Annotated in this window: 16 protein-coding genes and 4 pseudogenes; 10 read left to right on the forward strand and 10 right to left on the reverse strand. The window is 35.1% G+C overall.

Annotated elements, in window-relative coordinates; genetic code table 11:
* Positions 1-10: 10 nt before the first annotated feature.
* Positions 11-1,069, forward strand: a complete 1,059-nt coding sequence (locus tag AC4CVD_RS07945; RefSeq protein ID WP_078389304.1) for a 2,3-butanediol dehydrogenase — start codon at positions 11-13, stop codon at positions 1,067-1,069.
* Positions 1,070-1,398: 329 nt separating this feature from the next.
* On the opposite strand, the gene AC4CVD_RS07950 is transcribed toward AC4CVD_RS07945, so the two are convergent.
* The 6 genes and pseudogenes from AC4CVD_RS07950 to AC4CVD_RS07975 all read right to left on the reverse strand — a co-directional run bounded on the left by AC4CVD_RS07950 (position 1,399) and on the right by AC4CVD_RS07975 (position 7,888).
* A complete protein-coding gene (locus AC4CVD_RS07950) occupies positions 1,399-1,635 on the reverse strand; it encodes a VF530 family protein (protein WP_078389303.1) in 237 nt (78 codons plus the stop codon).
* Between the two features lie 1,034 nt (positions 1,636-2,669).
* Positions 2,670-2,906: pseudogene (locus tag AC4CVD_RS07955) on the reverse strand (IS982 family transposase); the annotation flags it as partial.
* 187 nt (positions 2,907-3,093) lie between these two features.
* The gene (locus AC4CVD_RS07960) at positions 3,094-4,719 is read right to left on the reverse strand and encodes an SAVED domain-containing protein (RefSeq protein WP_035270587.1); all 1,626 of its coding nucleotides are present in this window, start codon (positions 4,717-4,719) and stop codon (positions 3,094-3,096) included.
* A gap of 2 nt (positions 4,720-4,721) precedes the next feature.
* Positions 4,722-5,222: a Mov34/MPN/PAD-1 family protein gene (locus tag AC4CVD_RS07965; RefSeq protein ID WP_035270585.1), complete on the reverse strand. Its 501-nt coding sequence runs from the start codon at positions 5,220-5,222 to the stop codon at positions 4,722-4,724.
* Positions 5,207-6,865, reverse strand: coding sequence for a ThiF family adenylyltransferase (locus AC4CVD_RS07970; protein ID WP_183173325.1), 1,659 nt, complete (start codon positions 6,863-6,865; stop codon positions 5,207-5,209). The genes AC4CVD_RS07965 and AC4CVD_RS07970 overlap by 16 nt, the downstream gene beginning before the upstream one ends.
* Before the next feature lie 9 nt (positions 6,866-6,874).
* Positions 6,875-7,888 (reverse strand): cyclic GMP-AMP synthase DncV-like nucleotidyltransferase, encoded by a 1,014-nt coding sequence (locus AC4CVD_RS07975; RefSeq protein WP_490752783.1) that lies wholly within the window; start codon positions 7,886-7,888, stop codon positions 6,875-6,877.
* 730 nt (positions 7,889-8,618) lie between these two features.
* Between AC4CVD_RS07975 and AC4CVD_RS07980 the strand changes: the two genes are divergently transcribed.
* From AC4CVD_RS07980 to AC4CVD_RS08010, 7 genes and pseudogenes are all read left to right on the forward strand, one after another.
* Positions 8,619-9,185: a recombinase family protein gene (locus tag AC4CVD_RS07980; protein WP_183173324.1), complete on the forward strand. Its 567-nt coding sequence runs from the start codon at positions 8,619-8,621 to the stop codon at positions 9,183-9,185.
* A gap of 483 nt (positions 9,186-9,668) precedes the next feature.
* Positions 9,669-9,992 (forward strand): helix-turn-helix domain-containing protein, encoded by a 324-nt coding sequence (locus AC4CVD_RS07985; protein ID WP_326942925.1) that lies wholly within the window; start codon positions 9,669-9,671, stop codon positions 9,990-9,992.
* A gap of 37 nt (positions 9,993-10,029) precedes the next feature.
* A pseudogene (locus AC4CVD_RS07990) lies at positions 10,030-10,422 on the forward strand (transposase family protein); the annotation flags it as partial.
* A 36-nt stretch (positions 10,423-10,458) separates the two neighbouring features.
* Complete coding sequence (locus tag AC4CVD_RS07995; RefSeq protein ID WP_265088282.1) at positions 10,459-10,590, forward strand: hypothetical protein; 132 nt, start codon at positions 10,459-10,461, stop codon at positions 10,588-10,590.
* 306 nt (positions 10,591-10,896) lie between these two features.
* A pseudogene (locus tag AC4CVD_RS08000) lies at positions 10,897-11,013 on the forward strand (hypothetical protein); the annotation flags it as partial.
* An 87-nt stretch (positions 11,014-11,100) separates the two neighbouring features.
* Positions 11,101-11,240, forward strand: a pseudogene (locus tag AC4CVD_RS08005) (cation diffusion facilitator family transporter); the annotation flags it as partial.
* A gap of 177 nt (positions 11,241-11,417) precedes the next feature.
* On the forward strand, positions 11,418-12,032 hold the full coding sequence (locus AC4CVD_RS08010; RefSeq protein ID WP_004668326.1) for a thiol:disulfide interchange protein DsbA/DsbL: 615 nt from the start codon (positions 11,418-11,420) through the stop codon (positions 12,030-12,032).
* Positions 12,033-12,093: 61 nt separating this feature from the next.
* On the opposite strand, the gene AC4CVD_RS08015 is transcribed toward AC4CVD_RS08010, so the two are convergent.
* The 4 genes from AC4CVD_RS08015 to AC4CVD_RS08030 all read right to left on the reverse strand — a co-directional run bounded on the left by AC4CVD_RS08015 (position 12,094) and on the right by AC4CVD_RS08030 (position 16,740).
* Entirely contained in the window at positions 12,094-14,571 is a 2,478-nt protein-coding gene (locus AC4CVD_RS08015; RefSeq protein ID WP_490752786.1) for a heavy metal translocating P-type ATPase, read from the reverse strand.
* Between the two features lie 178 nt (positions 14,572-14,749).
* Entirely contained in the window at positions 14,750-14,944 is a 195-nt protein-coding gene (locus AC4CVD_RS08020; protein WP_004733233.1) for a heavy-metal-associated domain-containing protein, read from the reverse strand.
* A 469-nt stretch (positions 14,945-15,413) separates the two neighbouring features.
* Positions 15,414-16,295 (reverse strand): copper resistance D family protein, encoded by an 882-nt coding sequence (locus tag AC4CVD_RS08025; protein ID WP_004733231.1) that lies wholly within the window; start codon positions 16,293-16,295, stop codon positions 15,414-15,416.
* A gap of 64 nt (positions 16,296-16,359) precedes the next feature.
* On the reverse strand, positions 16,360-16,740 hold the full coding sequence (locus AC4CVD_RS08030; protein ID WP_004681441.1) for a copper resistance CopC family protein: 381 nt from the start codon (positions 16,738-16,740) through the stop codon (positions 16,360-16,362).
* A gap of 291 nt (positions 16,741-17,031) precedes the next feature.
* On the opposite strand from AC4CVD_RS08030, the gene AC4CVD_RS08035 reads away from it, so the two are divergent.
* Both AC4CVD_RS08035 and AC4CVD_RS08040 read left to right on the forward strand, forming a co-directional pair.
* A protein-coding gene (locus AC4CVD_RS08035) for an IS3-like element ISAcsp5 family transposase (protein WP_100607972.1) occupies positions 17,032-18,161 on the forward strand; the annotation gives its coding sequence in 2 pieces (ribosomal slippage) (positions 17,032-17,284 and positions 17,284-18,161; 1,131 coding nt in all).
* A 219-nt stretch (positions 18,162-18,380) separates the two neighbouring features.
* A complete protein-coding gene (locus AC4CVD_RS08040; protein WP_004281876.1) occupies positions 18,381-18,623 on the forward strand; it encodes a DUF2789 family protein in 243 nt (80 codons plus the stop codon).
* The last annotated feature ends 336 nt before the right edge of the window (positions 18,624-18,959 follow it).

Consider the following 18,959-nt stretch of genomic DNA (forward strand, 5'->3'; position numbering starts at 1 on the left):
GGAATACACAATGAAAGCAGCTCGTTTTTATGATCGAGGGGATATTCGAATTGAAGATATCCCTGAACCGAAAGTACTTCCAGGCACAGTTGGAATTCAAGTTGCATGGTGCGGTATTTGCGGTACAGATTTACATGAATTCATGGAAGGCCCTATTTTTATTCCACCTTGTGGTCATCCACATCCAATTTCGGGAGAATCTGCACCTGTAACAATGGGACATGAATTTTCAGGCGTAGTTTATGCAGTTGGTGAGGGGGTAGACGATATCCAAATTGGACAACATGTCGTCGTTGAACCCTACATTATTGCAGATGATGTACCGACTGGCCCGAATGATAAGTATCATTTATCAAAAAATATGAACTTTATTGGTTTAGGCGGACGCGGTGGTGGTCTTTCTGAAAAAATTGCAGTTCAGCGGCGTTGGGTACATCCTATTTCAAATGATATTCCTTTAGACCAAGCAGCATTGATAGAACCTTTATCTGTCGGTCATCATGCCTATGTCAGAAGTGGCGCAAAAGCTGGCGATATCGCACTGGTTGGTGGAGCAGGCCCAATAGGCTTACTTTTATCTGCTATTTTAAAGGCTAAAGGTCTCACGGTCATCATTACTGAACTGAGTGCAAAACGTAAAGAAAAAGCGATAGAAGCGGGTGTTGCCGATTATGTACTAGACCCATCTCAGGTTGATGTAGTTGCTGAGGTAATGAAAATTACAGAAGACCGCGGTGTAGATGTCGCTTTTGAATGTAGTAGTGTCAATAAAGTCATGGATACACTCGTTGCAGCAATGAAACCAACTGGTGTAGTCGTTATCGTTTCTATTTGGAGCCATCCTGCCACAATTAATGTACATAGTGTGGTGATGAAAGAGCTAGATATTCGTGGCACGATTGCTTATGTAAATGATCATCAGGAAACTATCCGTTTAGTAGAGCAAGGTAAGATTAATCTAGAACCTTTTATTACCCAACGTATTGCATTAGATGATCTGGTTTCTAAAGGCTTTGAAACGCTGATTCATAATAATGAGTCTGCAGTAAAAATTATTGTTCATCCGTAGTAAAGTCTAATTTGAACGACAAATTTGAATAAGCTAGAAATAAATTCTATGTAGCTATTTCTAATATCTTTAGCGATAGGGAGTGAGTCTGTACGTACAGATTCATTCTTAAATTTACAGTGTTGAGTGCCAGTATGATTTTGATCATACAGCCTAGTAAAGATAGAAAATAAGTTTTTAAATAAACCATAGCGGTATAGACTAGATTTTTCTAGGAGAGTCTTGGTAGTCCACCACTAATTAAAAAATGTCTACAAAATCAGTGTCTATTCAATAATTTTAGTTTACTGTTTGGTATAAAATATAGGCTGAGGTTGGGGTTTTGAAAGTTACGATTTCTGTTTGGCTTTTTGGCGTAAGACATACAAATATAAGCTTTCTACTTTTTCACGTGCCCATGGTGTTGAACGTAAAAATCGTAATGATGACTTAACACTTGGATCTATGCAAAAACATCTAATTTCAATTTTACGACTTAAGCCTTCAAAGCCACCGTAGTAATCTAATAATTCATCTAAAATGTCAATAAGTTTTTTGCCGTGTAGAGGGTCATTGGAGGCGTTCATAATAGATTAACCATATTTTGGGAGGCTATCATTATAACCTGAGTTGGTTGAAAAATGAGAGGGTTGGAATTTAAGCGTAATTAATATTGATGTGTGCTGAAATAGCAGGAGACATTCATAAAAGTGCATTTCTACGCTTCGTTTGCTGAGACTTTAGAAACATTAGCTATTGAAAATCCAAAGGTTTATTTTAGTTTTAAATCACCTGAACAACTTATTTCTTCTTAGATAAGTACCGAAGTTGGTATTCTAAAGATCAGGCATAAATAAGATGCTAGTAAAGATTTATGCGTGTAAACCCACATTTGCACAAAACTGGAAGCTATGACAGATCAAAGGGTGTTTTAACCAAGGCGGACTATGTGTACATGCGCGATCTACTGGAGACCGTGCTAGAACAACTACAAAATTCAGAATTAGACAACGATAAAGAAATAGATCAGCTCAAACAGTTTTTTATAAAGTTAGATCATCACATCGATAGGCTGCGCGCGTAGATTTCGGCATAACGTATATTATGTTCATTAGCGTACTCGGCATCGTGAATATAATTTTACTGGGATTCACGATGTCGAGCTGTAGCACCAACTGAGGTTGCGTAGGCTACAGTCTTAGGTACTCCATTTAACTTATGTTCACCAAAAGTCTAGTTCATAAATAAAACACAAGATATATCTATAAAATTTAATAATTTATAAAACATTTTAATTTTCATTGAAAAATAGGTTCATGAACCTATTGGAAAATTTCAATTTTTGCAAAATAACGAGTAGAAGTGCTTCCTCAAAATTCACATAGTTCGATTAGACTTTGTAGAAAGCCAGCGAATGGGTATCAGCACTAAATCGTGATATTTCTTCGATTGATCAGGGCTAGATGTGAGGATAATAAATAGTTGTTCTATAAATTTTAGGGATGGACTTAATCATTTTGATAATTGTAGTACTAATAAGCTCTTATAAATTGTCTTGATTTCATTCTCACTAACCATATGAGCAATATAAGAACAAGTATTTAAGTAACCCGAATCCTGCTTAAGCCGATGATTCCTTAATTTGAATTGTTGGCTTATTTCGATGGGTTAATTGATATGCACATAGTGAGGCGTAAATTCCACTCAGAAATCCATGAAGACTACGTGCTTTACTCGTCACTAAATTGTATTGCCCCTTCAATAAGCTGAATAATGTTTCTATTTTATTGCGTTGTCTTAGGTGATATTCATCTGATGCACAGAGTTGAATAGCCTGCATATTCTTCCGATGATAAGTGGCTTTGTTGTATAAACATTCTTCAAGATACTGATTTTTAAGGATTTGTTTAAATTTTAATCCAAAAATAAATTAAACAAAATCATAGTCTTAGATATTTATGCAACAAAGCCCCATTAGAGCTAAACTCCATTTACTAATGTCATATTTAAATCTAATGGTATGAAAGTACTATCAAATATACTGTTTAAATTACAGCGATTTCATTCTTGCTTCCATTATTTCGAATTTGAAGTCTTGGAACCATTGAATTATTTAAGTAATCATAAATAACCATTTCAGGATGATGCAGATCAAATGCTTGTCCAAACCATATACAAGCAGCATTGGATGCACATGGTAAGACATGAATTTTGGTAATTCCTTTATCTGTTAGACTATGAAATAACGCATGAATATCTTGCATGAAACTTAGTCCTCGTTCAGGATTTCTTATTGCTCCATTCCCCATATATTCTGGTTTAGCAGTAATATTAATTACCGGATGTCCTAATTCAACAGCCTTATTTTTAGAGGTTTCTGGATCAGCAGTGAGATTCAATCTAATAGTAATTTCAGTACAATCTTCTATTTCACTGAAATTATTAATTTCATACGCTTTGGTTGTACATATAAGATCAGGCCACATCCAACAACTTCCATCCCTATACATAAGCATAGGTATAAATTTCCCTTTATTTCCTAATTTACTTCCTAATGCTATTAGGCATGGCATAGGGCCGAAGCCAAAAATAGCTACTCTCTTATCATCAAATTTAGTTTCCCTAAGTAATTGTTCTGTTTGAACTTCAAATTCTTCTAAAAAATACTTTTTATAGAACTCATCAGCTGAAGCTCTTAAATGAGCTGGTAATGGTTCATGAATTAGTGTCTTATCTTTATGCAAAATAGATTTTAATGGGAGAAGGCAGCTTGCAATATCACGTCGTGAAGGAGACTGAGGAATATTGCGATTCACGGGCCAGAAAAATAAATACACTGGCATAGGAGTAAAGCTTAAAGAATCTAATAAATCTTCGCATTGTGCTATGAAATTACTTCTCATTTGCGAGAGTCTTGAAGCTGTATATTCTGCGCCAGCAACTTTATCAATTAACCTATGATGTTTTTCACATAATAATAAAATATTCGTTGGATCATCTGATAGTTGATATGAGAAGAAGGGGATACCGCGAGTAGAATTTTCTGATGCTGCAACATTATGAGCTAAAACGCCATATGTACCTTCAAATCCAGTTATTTCATCTATGTTTAATTTTGCACCACATCCTTTAAACATACATCGGCCATGACTTGAGAGATAAATCTGGTTTTTATCTTTTTCAGATAAATCGTTACCCCTACCTGTAAGATGCTCAAAATCAAAAATTCTTTTTATGAAATATTCTAATTGGTTTACAGGGTTTGGTTTTTGTTTAGGAATCTTTCTAGGAACAAAATCTACATCTTTAACTTCGCTCTCTTGAGAGGAGGTTAAATTCCATGTTTCTTTTAACTTTTCAAAATCATGTAGAGTGTGGGCATCAATTATGTGACCTTGAAGAAAGCGTGCATAAATGGAAATTTTTTTGGCAAGCAATCTTCGGACAAAAGTTAAAGTATCATCATAATTGAGAATTATACGGAAAAAACTTTCAGGGCTTTTATTTTTCAATAAGACAAAAATTATATTTTTACGTTCTTCATCAACTAATACACCTAATGAATCTATACAAATATGCTTTAAAATTTCTTCTATATATTTATTTGCATTTGATAAATCATCTATTGCTGATAAAGAAGTCTGTAAACTTAGGGATGGGTCTAGTTGCATTTTCAATTTAACTCAATATAACCTAACAGTTTGATTTTAAAATTTTTTCTACCAATCCAGATTCCAGTTTTTACTCTTCCGATTATTAAATATAAAACTGGGTCATTAAGATTGGTAATGCCATTTAGAACAGTATCTATATCCCTTAAATCGGTTGGAGAGGGTGTTGGTACATCTTCAGGATGTGTATGCCATAGGCCTTGAAAATTATAGAATTTTTTAGATTCGTTCCAAGCTTGTATTAAAGCATATTGGTGGGACTTTGACCTAAAGAAAGACATACGTGTTTGACAGTCTCCTTCCATAGGAGAGGTAAAGCTTTCAATGATTTTAGCTTTAGTTTCTATGTCTGTTCTTCCAATTAGAATGCCACCCGATTCTGGAGAATCTGATTCTAATTGTATAAATTGCTTTAAACTCTTTAAAACATTTGCTTGAATAATAAAGACTTGGCCTGTAGGTGTGTCACATTTAATCCTCCATTGAGTTATGTATTGCAACATGGGCATACTTCTTTATAAATTTCTTTTAAATTCAATATATTAATTCCATTTGAATTATTTACTGAATTATAAAAAGGGGTAGTAATTATTCCATTTTTATTTGCATTCTGATTGTCGCCAGAAATAGAAACAAATCCTAATTGTTGATTCAGGACATATTCAGAAATATAGCTTGCTAGCTTCATGCAATTTAAAGAAGAGAAGGGGGTAAATGCACCAGCACACCCTGTAATATTTTTAGCAATTAGCTGTCCAGATTGTACATATTTATACATAGGGGTAAGACTTTTATTTGATTTTTCATCAAAATATAAGCAGTTTAAACATCCTACATATTTATTATTGAAAGAAATAAAATGTCCACCTAAATCATAAGGTTCTAACCAGCCTATTATTACTTGAATGTTTGCACTTATTTCATAAATAGTTTTTACGAGAGAAATCTCAGTAGGAGTATGGCCAATTGCTATGATGATAGTATCAATATCTTCAGTAATTTTTGATTTTATCCAGCTTTCACCATGGCTTACGAATGGAAAAATAGTTAATCCGGGCCTTTCTATTAAAAACTTATTAGCTAAAGAAGTAGATTTATAGGTATTAACATACTGCAAACCTAAAGAATGACGATAAATATTATCTGTTTTTAAAAGCTCTGGATCTATGAAAGAAAATTTATTTACGCCTGTTTGAGCTAATATCTCTGCAATCTTTGAGCCTAAAGCCCCACATCCGATAATCGCTATATGTCTTGTTTTTTTCTCTTGCCCCGTTCTATTTAATAAATAATCTATCCACGCTCTTTGTGTTAAAGAGACTTTAAAGCCTTTGAAGGATACTTTTTCTTTGAAAGAATACCAAATGGCATAATAAAAAATCACATAAGCAAATCCATGTTCATTTGGAATTCCCACTAGGGCATAATGATTGCCTTGTTTTAACAAAGATCGTTTGTTCTCATTAGAGAGGGTATTAACAATTTTTAGAAAATAGTCCTCATTAAAATAATCTCCTATATCTGGTATGGGGAAAACAGAAGCATCTTCTAATAATATCTTATGAATTTTTACTTTTGTGAGCTGGTTGTGGTTTATGTAAGAACTATCGCCATCATCAATATGCTCTAATATTTGATGATTCCCTTTTGATGATTTTCTTAACCAACCATATAAATTAAATGTAGAAGTAGGGTCGCAATGTAATATTACATCCTCATTTATATTTTGAGTGCTGCCTAAATATCCTTCTAGTTCGTTATACAAGCTTACTCGGTTGTTTAATTGAAAATTAATAAAAGATTGCTTGAGTATATCTATAGCCCTTTCAAAGAATTCAGTAATAAGTTCTTTATGTCTATAGCCTTCAAAGTTTTCACCTTGATGATCCGTAGTACAAATTTCCCCACTTTGACTCACATGATCTAAGGCAGACATTGGTCGTGTCAATATTCTAAAAATGGGAGGTATCGTCCAATTAGCTCTATTTTGAAAAATTAGACCAAGGCAAACCTGTTGTGTATTAATGAGAAAATCAAATTTTAGATTAACCCAATCCTTAGTAATAGAAGTGACATGGATATTTTGAGCTCCATGTTCACTTAATAGCTTTTCAATATTGTCTAACTTTGGGTTATCAAAAAACATTGAGTTTTCCTAAGCAGATTTTCCTTCTTGAGTGTAATAAGTTTGTACTACTGGTTCGGACACTTCTTGTATTTCAGGGATAGGGAATTGACTTCCAAAAGTTTTATTTAAAATTTTGCAAGCTTCTACTGTATCAGTTTCCTCATTTACAGCTTCTAAAGATGATTTTAAATCTTCAAGTTTTGATTTTAAGTGCTCCATTTGTTTTCGGGTCAATTTTTCGAGTAAGTCTACACCTTGATGTGCAGGTAAATTAATTACGAGTCTGAAGTAATACTCGTTATTTTCTGGATCAATGCCAAAGGTAGTGAATTGATCTAATACATTATTTACTATAGAAAGTAATACCTTATTATCATTCTCATAATCTTCAGCTGTTATATGCTCATATACAGCTGTAGTGATAGCAATACTCTTAAAAAAATCTAGACCTTTCTCATTTCGCCATTGTTTCAAGTAGCGAGTACATCGTCTAAACTGATGACGTAAATCTGAATCATCTTCAAATTTTCCCAAAATTGTATCGGTAAGTTCAGTAGGATTTGAAATATCCCAAGTCTTAAGGTCTTCAGAGGAGAATTCCTTACCTCGAGCTAGATACATATTGCCTTTGTCGTCTTCAGCGTAGATGGGCAGATCTACATGATAATCGGGACTACCATTTTTGAGATAAGTGACAGTTACGCAAGGTCGTTTGATCGTTACAGTTCTATTTGAATGAGTTAAAGCATCTCTAACAATTTTTTTAATTTCTACTGAGCCATATTCCTCTTTGTCACAATCTAATAAAACTCCTACATCAATATCATAATCTCCATTCTTAGGCTTAATCCCTGTGCCCAAGGCATAACTACCTTGATTAAAGTATTCAACAAATTGAGGACCATTTGGATCCTTTTTGAGTTCATCTTTTAAGGTGCTAATCAAAAGGTCACGTTTTTCACGTAATGTACTTTCTTCGTCATAACGACCTAATCGAATATTTGTGTGGAACTTAGCATAGTGTTTTTGTGGATTCGCCATATTGTTGTATTCCTGTAGTGCTTTTGTTGTTATGGGGATCTTCTATATTAAATACAAGTTAAGACATTAAAAAAAATGGAATTTTTAAAGGGAAAATTTAATCAAAAAATATTTAAACAAACGATGAGATGTATCAATCTCCAATTTTTAGCATTCCTTCCCAACTAAAATAGTTTTGAGTCAAATTCTTTCTGGACATCGCCCATACACGACCATGCATCTTGCAAGGTCCAATTACGGCATCGCCACCACAGAGTAAAAAGAATGTTCAAAATAAACAGTCTAAAAATTCTGAATAGCCTTTTAGAACAGAGAGTTAAGGCACACAATTTAAAATAGTCAGTGAGCCTATCAAAATCCTCATGTATGAAACCTAAGAAGTTCCACATTTTTCTGGGTATACAAGCCTAAATTTTATGGAAAGAATTCATATGCTGCTCCTTTAGCTAAAAGAGTATTCAGCTTACGATTCGTGGTTATTTTCAACAGTGCCTTCTGGTAAGGGTCGGCACCTGCACATCAAAAAAATCTCCCCCCTGAGTACGGCTGTTTCTATCGGGGGCAGAATATTCATTCTGTTACTTTAGACTATACCCTAAAATTACATTTTAAAAGTTCTTAAAAATATGTACCATTTAAATGTTTTTTAATCATAAGTAACATGTAACTTTGGTATTAAAGATTTATAATTTACGAAATTGTTCATTTTTATCCAATTGGGGCGTAAAAAGTGAAAGGCCAAAAAGTAGGCTATGTGCGAGTGAGTTCGGTCGAGCAAAATACGGGACGTCAACTTGAGGGAATTGAAGTCGACCGGATTTTTGTTGACCGTGCTTCAGGTAAAAATACCGACCGACCGAAATTTCAGGAAATGTTGAATTATGTCCGGGAAGGAGACCGGGTGATAGTACATTCCATGGATCGTTTTGCGCGAAGCTTAAAAGATTTGGTGACTGAAGTGGATAAACTGGTCAAACGAGGGATTGCCATCCAGTTTGTAAAAGAAAATATTACTTTTACGGCCCAATCCACCCCGATGGATAATTTGATGCTGCAACTGATGGGTGCTTTTGCACAGTTCGAACGTGAGATCATTTTAGAACGGCAAAAGGAAGGAATTAAACTAGCCTCTACTCAAGGAAAGTACAAAGGCCGGGTACATAAATTAAAACCCGACCAAGCTGAAGCTTTACGGCAGGCATGGAAGGAGGGGAAGTACCCTTCAAAAATGGCATTAGGCCAGGCATTTGGAATTAGTCGCCAGGCGGTATACCGCTATTTAAAAGACAGTGAGTAACTCATTGAAATTTGCGAATAGACTTAGTTTCACGATGAAAATCGTGAAACATTGATTAAATAATAAGTGCAGAAAGCAAAGAATCACAAAGTTTCCGGCCTATAAATTTTTGATTTAGCAATAATTAAATCCCTTACAATTCAAATTTTTCAGCAACGACTTATCTTTGTTAAAATAGTATTAATTTATTTTTTTTAGGACAAACCTTAACCAAATTACAAATTTGTAATTTGGTTGTCATTTAGGTGTATATATCTAGGAATTAGTATATGAAGAAATTATTTTTTGGTCCAAGATATGATTAGATTCAATAATAGACTTCCGTCATAAATCAAAAAACGCACAATTTATTTGATCTTAAATTAATCAGCAAAATTATTTAATTCAAGAGATAATCCTTGGATGAAATTCAAAGATATTCAAAAATTATCAGACGTTAAGTTTCGTAGGCTTACCGGTGTTAGTTGGGCTACATTTAACCTCATGTTGGCCGAGCTAAATAAGCATTTACCTGGTCATATTGGTAAAGGACGACCGCATAAATTACCGTTGGAAGATCGTTTGCTCTTATGTATAGAATATTGGAGAGAATATCGAACATTTTTCCATCTTGGTATGAGTTACGGTGTATCTGAAACGAGTGCAATTCGTATCACACGTGTTATTGAAGATACCTTAATCGGTTCTGGAAAATTTAACTTGCCAAAACAACTTCCTAATCGAGATGAAGTGGATTGGGAAGTTGTTGTGATTGATGCAACTGAAATATTAGTTCAACGTCCAAAAAAAACAGAAGAAATGGTATAGCGGTAAAAAAAAGCGACATACCTTTAAATTTCAGCTATCTATGCACTATACAACAGGTGAAATACTGAGTGTATGTGGAAGTCATGGAAGCATGCATGATTTTAAAATATTTAAAAAAAGCATGAGGAAATTAAAATTTAAGCCCTTTTTTATCGTTGATAAGGGGTATTTAGGGATAAAGAAATTGGGTTTTGGATGCCTCATGCCATCTAAAGCAAAGAAAACTGAAAAACTAGATTCTGAATTAAAAAAGTTAAATAGAGAGATTGGTCGTAGACGAATTCAAGTAGAGCATGTATTTGGAAGGATGAAATGTTTTAAGATTTTATCTTGTGTATATAGAAATCGTCGTAAAAGATTAAACCTGCGGTTTAATTTACTTGCTGGCATATACAATTTAGATTGGGTGAAAGATAAACAATTAAATTGATTGAAAAATGATTTATGAAGGAAGTCTAATATATATATGAAGATTGTTTTAGTTATTTTTACTATAGTTTTTTCAACCAGTAGTTTTGCTGATGGGGGACTTCGTTTCTTAGAGAAAAATTTAGAAATAATTAACAATGAAAAAAGCAAAGGGTGTGAAGAGAATTAATTCAAAATTATAATGAAGCACATATAACTAGGAAAACTAAAAATTAGTTATTTTTAGTATGGTGTAACTAAGATTAATTAATTTTTTTAAATCGAATGATAAATATATTTATTGTTTTTAATTTATTCTTTACCATTTTTAAATAATCCGAAAAGACTATTTTAAACTTTAGGGTTACATATGCTCCTATACATAGGCAGGAATAAATATGCAACTTAGTATATTTGCAACAATAGTACTGGAAAGATTCATGTAATAATGCTTAAAACTCTCTAATTAGTTAGGGAGGCATTGGAATTGGAGAAAAAAGTAAAGTGCCCACTAGCAAATGTGGTTATTGGAGGGATTATCTCATCAACCCTTCTTATGTTGGTTTTATTACCAATATTGTCCCGGTGGATAAATGAAAAGAAAGCTTCTTGACCAATTATAGTAAGCAATTTTTAGCAGAAATATTGAGGCTTACTCAAGTCTCTCAGCTAATCGTAAATAGAATAAGGAAACTATTGTATGTCAGAAGATCATTCTCAGAGCCACGCGGCTGTTACTGAAGAGAATAGTAAGAAGTTAATATTTACTGTAGGTTTGACCACTACGTTTTAATCGTAGAAATTATAACCGTTTTTATTACTCAAAGTTTAACTTTTGTGATTATCTAAAAACACATAGCGGTCGAATGGCCATATTAACTGACTTAAAATCAGTCGCATACTTTAATGTAGCGGTTCTGATAGCACAAAAGTTCGCAGCATGAAAACGGAACCGGCATAATTGATTTATAGTGAACCCATACACTAAGCATAATGATTTAGAGGACGATAATCCCAATGAAAAAATTCCTTTTAGGAGCTGTTGCCGCATCTGTTTTGGCCTTTTCAGGTAGTGCTATGGCCAATTTTGTGGCAGGTCAGGACTATCAGGTGGTCGCAAAACCAGTCAAAGTCGAAAAACCGGGCAAAATTGAGGTACGTGAATTCTTCTGGTATGGCTGTGGTCACTGTTTCACGTTGGAACCGCATATGCAGGACTGGTTGAAAAAATTACCCAAAGATATCCGTTTTGTACGTACACCTGCTGCAATGAACCCGCTTTGGGAACAGGCTGCACGTGCTTATTATGTTTCAGAAGCCCTGGGTGTGCGTCAAAAAGCACATTTACAGTTATTCCATGATATTCATGACAAGCAGCGTCCAATTTTAGAACAGGCACAATTGGCCAAGTTCTATACCCGTTATGGTATTTCTGAAGAGAAATTTAACACGACTTATAAATCATTCCCGATTTCGTCAAAAATTGCTCAGGCAAAAAATTTGACTGCTCAATATCAGTTAAGCGGTGTACCAGCGGTGACCGTGAATGGTAAATATATTGTGCAGGGCAATGATGCCAAAGTAATTCAGGTGGTGAATTACCTGATTGAAAAAGAGCGTAAAGCCAAATAAGACGCGATTGATTATCTCTAAAAAAAACCTGCATCGAATCTGCAGGTTTTTTTATTTAAACTTAAATAATTGCAAGGGGGGCTTTAAAACGTTTTAATCGTAAAGCATTTCCTAGTACAAATATTGACGAGAGAGCCATTGCACCAGCAGCAAATACAGGAGAAAGTAGCAGTCCAAATTGCGGATAAAGTACACCTGCTGCAATAGGAATCAGAGCTGCATTGTAAACAAATGCCCAAAATAAATTTTCACGAATATTGGTTATAGTCGCTTTGCTTAAAGCGATAGCATTTGGCACTCCTTTCAGGTTGCCAGACATCAAAACCACATCAGCAGCTTCAATAGCTACGTCTGTACCTGTACCTATTGCTAAACCAATATCTGCTTCTGCAAGTGCAGGGGCATCATTAATGCCATCTCCAACATATGCGAGTTTACCATATTGATTTTTTAATTTTTTAACGGCCTCTATTTTACCTTCTGGTAAGACTTCTGCAATAACCTCATCAATACCTAGTTTTTTTGCAATCGCTTGAGCTGTATGACGGTTATCACCTGTAATCATGGCAACCTTTAAACCTAACTGATGTAACGCTTCAATTGCAGCAAATGTTGATTCTTTAATTGGATCTGCTACAGCAATAATGGCAGCAAGTTTCTGGTCAATCGCAACATAGAGAGGGGTTTTTCCTTCTTCTCCCAAACGATCCGAAAATTGAGAAAAAACATTAGGATTCAAACCTAGTTTTTCCATATATCGATCTGCACCAATATGAACCAAATGTTCAGACACCGTTGCTTCTATTCCATAGCCCGTGACTGACTTGAAATCAGCAACAGGAGACAGGATTAATTCCTTATCTATAGCGGCTTGTACAATTGCTCGAGCAATAGGATGCTCAGACTTTGATTCAACGGCTGCCATAAGTGAAAGTACGGCATTGTATTCAAACCCTTCTAAGACATGCAGATCGGTTAAAATTGGTTTCCCTTCAGTCAGGGTCCCTGTTTTATCAACAGCAACCACTTTAGTTTCTTTGAGCAGCTGCAAAGCTTCCCCTTTACGGAATAAAACACCCATTTCAGCACCACGCCCAGTTCCCACCATGATTGATGTAGGCGTTGCAAGTCTCATTGCACAAGGACATGCAATAATGAGTACCGCAACTGCATTAACTAAGCTAAACGTTAGGGCTGGCTCAGGGCCGAAGATAAACCAAGTAATAAAAGTTAAAAGAGAGAGACCCATTACTACAGGTACAAACCACATGGTAATTTTATCAACCAATGCCTGAATAGGCAGCTTGGAACCCTGTGCCTGTTCAACCATTCGGATGATTTGAGAAAGCACTGATGAACTACCAACAGAGGTGGCTTTGATATTTAAGCTGCCACTTTGGTTAATTGTTCCTCCTACCACAGTAGAGCCTATCGTTTTTTCAACGGACATAGGCTCGCCAGTAATCATGGATTCATCAATAAAACTTTGGCCGTGAATAACTTCACCATCGACAGGGATACGCTCGCCTGGTCTAATCTCTACAATCGTTCCTGTTTGAACTTCGGCAATCGGAACTTCTATCACCTGATTATTGAGCTGTATTCTGGCAACTTTAGGCTGCATTCCAACTAGATGTTGAATTGCTAAAGACGTTCGGCCTTTTGCCTTGGCTTCAAAAAATCTACCTAATAGAATTAAAGTGATTATAACCGCTGCAGCTTCATAATAAACATTGACCGTGCCTTGTGGCAGGACACTTGGAAAGAAAGTAGCAACCACTGAATAAAGATAAGCAGCCAATGTTCCTACAGCCACCAAGGAATTCATGTCTGGTGCTAAGCGGAATAAACTTGGGATGCCCTTTTTAAAGAAGCGTCGGCCTGGAAAAATTAATGCTACTGTGGTCAAGAAAAATTGCATTAACCAGCTATTTTGTTGGCCAATGTTATCCATCATAAACGTATGAAAGGCGGGAATCAGGTGTGATCCCATTTCTAAAATAAAAACGGGTAGAGTCAATAAGACTGACAAAATTAAATCTTTTTTAAGTTTTTCTAATTCAATATTTTTTTTATCTTGAAAGCTTTCCGTAGTTTGATGAACTGACTTTGCTTCAAACCCTGCTTTGGTGACGGCCTGAATTAACGAGTCACGAGTGACAGATGAGCTTGCCTGAATAGTCGCTTTTTCAGTAGCCAGATTTACATGAGCTGATTCCACACCCTCAACAGATTTTAAGGCCTTTTCTACTCGACCTACACAAGAAGCACATGACATACCCTCAATCGTAAGCTCTATTGGTTGCAGCGCTTCCACTTCGTAGCCTGCTTTTTCTACGGCTTTAATTAAAGTAGCGCGATCAAGTGGTTGATGCGCATAAATGACTGCTTTTTCGGTAGCCAGATTTACATGAGCCGATTCAACACCCTCAACAGATTTTAAAGCTTTTTCCACACGGCCTACACAAGAAGCACATGTCATCCCCTCAATCTCTAATGTTTCACTGTAGTGTGGCGTATCAGTCATTTCGGTACTCATATACGATCTCTATCATTTAGATATGCTGAGTTCTATATGCGAAGATCAGCTCGAACCAAGATTATGGGGAATTCAGGGGCTACTTTTATTGCAAGCAAGTACAGATTTTATCTGTACGATGAGGAAAATAAGAGAGAGTAAAAGTGGTAAGGAATTCCCACTGTTACTCTAACAGAGATTAAGCAGGATCAGCTGTAAATCCACGCTCACTGAGAGTTGCAATGACTTTATCCTGACTCACTGTTGTGTTGATTTCAACGATACGGTTTTGTAAATCAATATCGAGTGAAGCATTCGAGTCGAGCTCTTTAATTGCGGTAGTAATGCCGCGTGCACAACCACCACAAGTCATATTAGCGATGTGAAATTTCATATGTTGCTCCTTTTTAACAAAACATTTGTTTAAAACATTAGAACAGTAACTCTAAACTTTCACCATACAACCAGCCTTTTTCTGAATCAGTTACTCGCTGTAACTTGGTCTGTTTACAACCTTACAGTTTTCTTCAGAGTATTCCAAAGAAGAGTGTTCTACTGACTACAGTAAAAGTACTTAACCAACATTAATGTGACTTTAAAATGACATTTTTGTCATCTACGATCACTCTGAAATTTATAAGATTAGTTATTTCAATCAATGGTAGTGAACTGAATAGATGAGACCGTTATGGGTTGAAGATAAGCTAAAAACCGGTGACTACCTTTATGTATAATGCCTCATGATGCGATTTTACTGTTCTGATTGTCGTAAGTTGACAGTCCAGTAGAAACTTTATTGCTCAGCTACAAAAGATAAATGCAGTAATGTTAAATTTCCTCAATTCCCTTATTTTGAAATTCTCTTATTCAATACCCACGACAGTGGTTATATAGCCTGTTGTTAATAGAATTGATAGACCTAATAACATCTCAAATAAAATGGCATGACTAAGGTGTTTAGCGAATTTAGGATGTTGAAGACGCGGGGTGAAATACCATTTGTTGAAGGCAGCTAAAAGTAGAATACTTATAACAAAAAACATTTTAACCATGAAACCATAGCCATATGCAGTATTGATTAAGGTATTAAAATCTTTAATTAAAAGAAGAGCTACACTAGCGCCACAGGCGATTAATATCCCAACAATGAAAGCAGCAATACGTCCAAATACATGCATGCGATCTTTTAAAGGTAAACCACTTATTTCCCGGCTGGTTTTCCATAACGGATATAAAGACCCCATCCATAACGACATAACTAGAATATGGATTGATAATAAAATTTGAGCAAGTAAGGTTAAATTAGCGACATGTCCGAGCTGGGAAAAACTAAAAATAATCGGGATAAGTAAAATACAAAATATTGAACTTTCAATTATAGAAAAATGACCTTTGTTCCTGTTAAGTTTAACCACCATGAGAAGAAGTAAAAGAGCAAAACTAATAGAACGAAGAACGTATATATACCCCGTCGGAGTATTAACCAATATATTAATATACGTGGGGTCCACCATACCTGTAATACCAGTATTGGCAAAACTACCAATCAGAATAAAAAATCCCAAGGTACTGGAAATTAGGCCTAATCCAGCGCCAATTGTAATATATTTAAGAATCGATTCTTTTAGTTCAAGATATTGTCTAAGTAAAAAATAGCAAAAGGCTCCACCAACGACAAAAGCTACACTTAAATATAAAATAACCTTAGTTAACCAAGTGGCCCACATCCAATATTCAGAAATCATTATTTTTGTCCATTCTAGAACAACATGCCAGCACCTCACTGACATGTTGAAAGGTAATCAATTCTTATTTAGTTGATTTGATAGTGAAACTATATTCACCATTCATGTTGTGACCATCTTTCCCCATTGTTGTCCAGACAACGGTATATTTACCTTTTTTCAGTTTCGGAAGAGCGACATCAAAGGATTTCTTTAAGTCATGAGTAACTTTATATTTTAAAGGAACATCTCTTCGCTGAGCATCCAGTAACTTAATATTCATCAACATAACCTCTGCACCAAAGTTAAGGGTCAAGTTCTTTGGTTGACTAAGGATAGATGCATTTTCCGCAGGAATCGCACTCACTAAACTCACATGAGCGAACGTAGTTGTAGTAGCCACAATCATCGTTGCAGCTACTACAACATTACGTAGAGCAGTCATTTTATTTTGAAATAATTTCATTTACGTTTCCTCTTGATTCGTTAGTTCATTAGAGATGACTTTATAAAATCTATATTTAATGAGACCACATCATCTCCTCTTATATTTCAATTATTAGTGAGAGACAGAAACATAGCGATGACTTCAAAATTACATTTTTGTCATTTTTAAATTTTAAAATCTTTAACTATGGTAATCTTATTGAAAAATAATGATCATTTAACTGATGTGGTTCTAGGATTTTAGACCACGCCTATAAGTGATAATCTACTCCCCAATAAGCATGGGAAATGCTTGTTTTTGGAGTCAACCATGACACGAAGAAAACGTCGTAATCATTCAGCAGAGTTTAAAGTTAAAGTTGCTCTCGCAGCAATTAAAGGCGACCACACACTCGCTGAACTTTCTACTCAATTCGATTTACATCAAAACCAAATCATCGATTGGAAAAATCAACTGCTTGAGCAATCAGTCAATATTTTTTCACGACCAACAGCACAACAAGAACCAGAGATTGACCTCAAAGCTCTACATGCCAAGATAGGACATCAGGCATTGCAAATTGATTTTTTAGAAGGTGCGCTCAGAAAAATAGGGCAGCTGAGCGGCAAAAAATGATCGATAAGACCCATCAACTTTCGGTACGACAACAATCGCAATTGATTCAAATCAATCGCAGTACGTTGTATTACAAGCCCAAAGAGATTTCATCAACTGATTTGAGTTGGATGCGTCTAATCGATGAAATTCATCTCGACTACCCCTTTATGGGCAGTCGAATGATACGAGATATGCTACAGCGTCAAGGACATCAAATAGGTCGGCGTAAAGTCCGACGTTTAATGCGCTTGATGGGAATACATGCCTTGTATCCAAAACCCAATACCAGTAAGCCTAATCTTGCACACCGTATTTTCCCATATCTGTTGAAAAACATGGTCATCGATCACTCTAATCAAGTCTGGTGTACAGATATCACGTACATTCCTATGGCTAAAGGCTTTGTCTATCTGTGTGCAATTATAGATTGGCATAGTCGTAAAGTACTGGCTCATCGAGTATCGATCAGTATGGAAACAGACTTTTGCATAGATGCGTTGCAAGAAGCAATTGTGAAATATGGTTGTCCTGAGGTGTTTAATACAGACCAAGGCAGTCAATTCACAAGCGAGGCATTTTTGAATGAGTTAAAATTGCGAAATATCCGTATCAGTATGGATGGGAAAGGACGATGGATGGATAATGTGATGATTGAGCGTTTATGGCGCAGCGTGAAGCATGAGGAAGTCTATTTGAAGGCTTACGATACGGTTAAACAAGCGAAACAATCAATTGCTGAATATTTGGATTTTTATAACATGATACGTCCTCATTCAAGTTTGAATAAGGCAACACCGGATGAATTTTATGATCAACATTTACTAAAAGTAATGGCAGCATAATTTAAATATTTAGAGCGGATTTATCATTTATAAAACTGAATTGAGTGGTCTAATTAACGGAACCATGTCATAACAAACAAATTATGTAGGTGGTTGATTTATGAAATGTAGTAATCATTTTGTCTAAGAAAATAGTAGCTATTTAATTTTTTATATTTTAGTTTAAATATAAACATGTTATGTTTAATTTGATCTAATATAAATTTGTGGGCTAAGCACATGACTCAAACACGTCCAAGAATGACCAAATTATTTGAACAGCTTGGTTTAGCTTCTACTGAAGAAGCAATTGCAAAATTCATAGAGAGCCATCAGCTAGCTGGAGATGTTTTTTTAACACAAGCAATTTTTTGGACTGATGCTCAACGTCATTTTTTAGAAGAAAAACTACACTCTGATGGTGAATGGACGACAGTGATTGATCAATTAAATGAGTCTTTACATGAAAATTCAGTAAAATAATTTTCCGTTAGTATTAAGGATCTACATTCTTCCCTGCATTGAATACAACTCATTCATACAGTAGTATTGTTTTGGAGATGGAATCTCTATTATATAAGTAGTAGATTCCTTACTCTGAAATTTGGATTATAAACCCTAATATTAAAAATAATCTTCTTTACCATCTATCTAATAAATATACCAATAAGTTTAATAATTAAATTATCCACCCTTTTTCTATAAAAAACTATTTTGATCAACTGTATTTTTTCTTTAAAGGAATAACAGTGTAAATTACATTAAGAATGTGTCTCTAACTAGCCTTGGAGTCATCTAATCATTTCATTTTTATTTTTT

It is taken from the genome of Acinetobacter sp. LipI_23, from assembly GCF_058243045.1.

Excerpts from the sequence above, each read along its gene's own strand:
- AC4CVD_RS07945 (WP_078389304.1), top strand. The coding sequence starts at position 11 with ATGAAAGCAGCTCGTTTTTATGATCGAGGGGATATTCGAATTGAAGAT.
- AC4CVD_RS07950 (WP_078389303.1), bottom strand. The coding sequence starts at position 1,635 with ATGAACGCCTCCAATGACCCTCTACACGGCAAAAAACTTATTGACATT.
- AC4CVD_RS07960 (WP_035270587.1), bottom strand. The coding sequence starts at position 4,719 with ATGCAACTAGACCCATCCCTAAGTTTACAGACTTCTTTATCAGCAATA.
- AC4CVD_RS07965 (WP_035270585.1), bottom strand. The coding sequence starts at position 5,222 with ATGTTGCAATACATAACTCAATGGAGGATTAAATGTGACACACCTACA.
- AC4CVD_RS07970 (WP_183173325.1), bottom strand. The coding sequence starts at position 6,865 with ATGTTTTTTGATAACCCAAAGTTAGACAATATTGAAAAGCTATTAAGT.
- AC4CVD_RS07975 (WP_490752783.1), bottom strand. The coding sequence starts at position 7,888 with ATGGCGAATCCACAAAAACACTATGCTAAGTTCCACACAAATATTCGA.
- AC4CVD_RS07985 (WP_326942925.1), top strand. The coding sequence starts at position 9,669 with ATGTTGGCCGAGCTAAATAAGCATTTACCTGGTCATATTGGTAAAGGA.
- AC4CVD_RS07995 (WP_265088282.1), top strand. The coding sequence starts at position 10,459 with ATGAAGATTGTTTTAGTTATTTTTACTATAGTTTTTTCAACCAGTAGT.
- AC4CVD_RS08010 (WP_004668326.1), top strand. The coding sequence starts at position 11,418 with ATGAAAAAATTCCTTTTAGGAGCTGTTGCCGCATCTGTTTTGGCCTTT.
- AC4CVD_RS08015 (WP_490752786.1), bottom strand. The coding sequence starts at position 14,571 with ATGAGTACCGAAATGACTGATACGCCACACTACAGTGAAACATTAGAG.
- AC4CVD_RS08020 (WP_004733233.1), bottom strand. The coding sequence starts at position 14,944 with ATGAAATTTCACATCGCTAATATGACTTGTGGTGGTTGTGCACGCGGC.
- AC4CVD_RS08025 (WP_004733231.1), bottom strand. The coding sequence starts at position 16,295 with ATGATTTCTGAATATTGGATGTGGGCCACTTGGTTAACTAAGGTTATT.
- AC4CVD_RS08030 (WP_004681441.1), bottom strand. The coding sequence starts at position 16,740 with ATGAAATTATTTCAAAATAAAATGACTGCTCTACGTAATGTTGTAGTA.
- AC4CVD_RS08040 (WP_004281876.1), top strand. The coding sequence starts at position 18,381 with ATGACTCAAACACGTCCAAGAATGACCAAATTATTTGAACAGCTTGGT.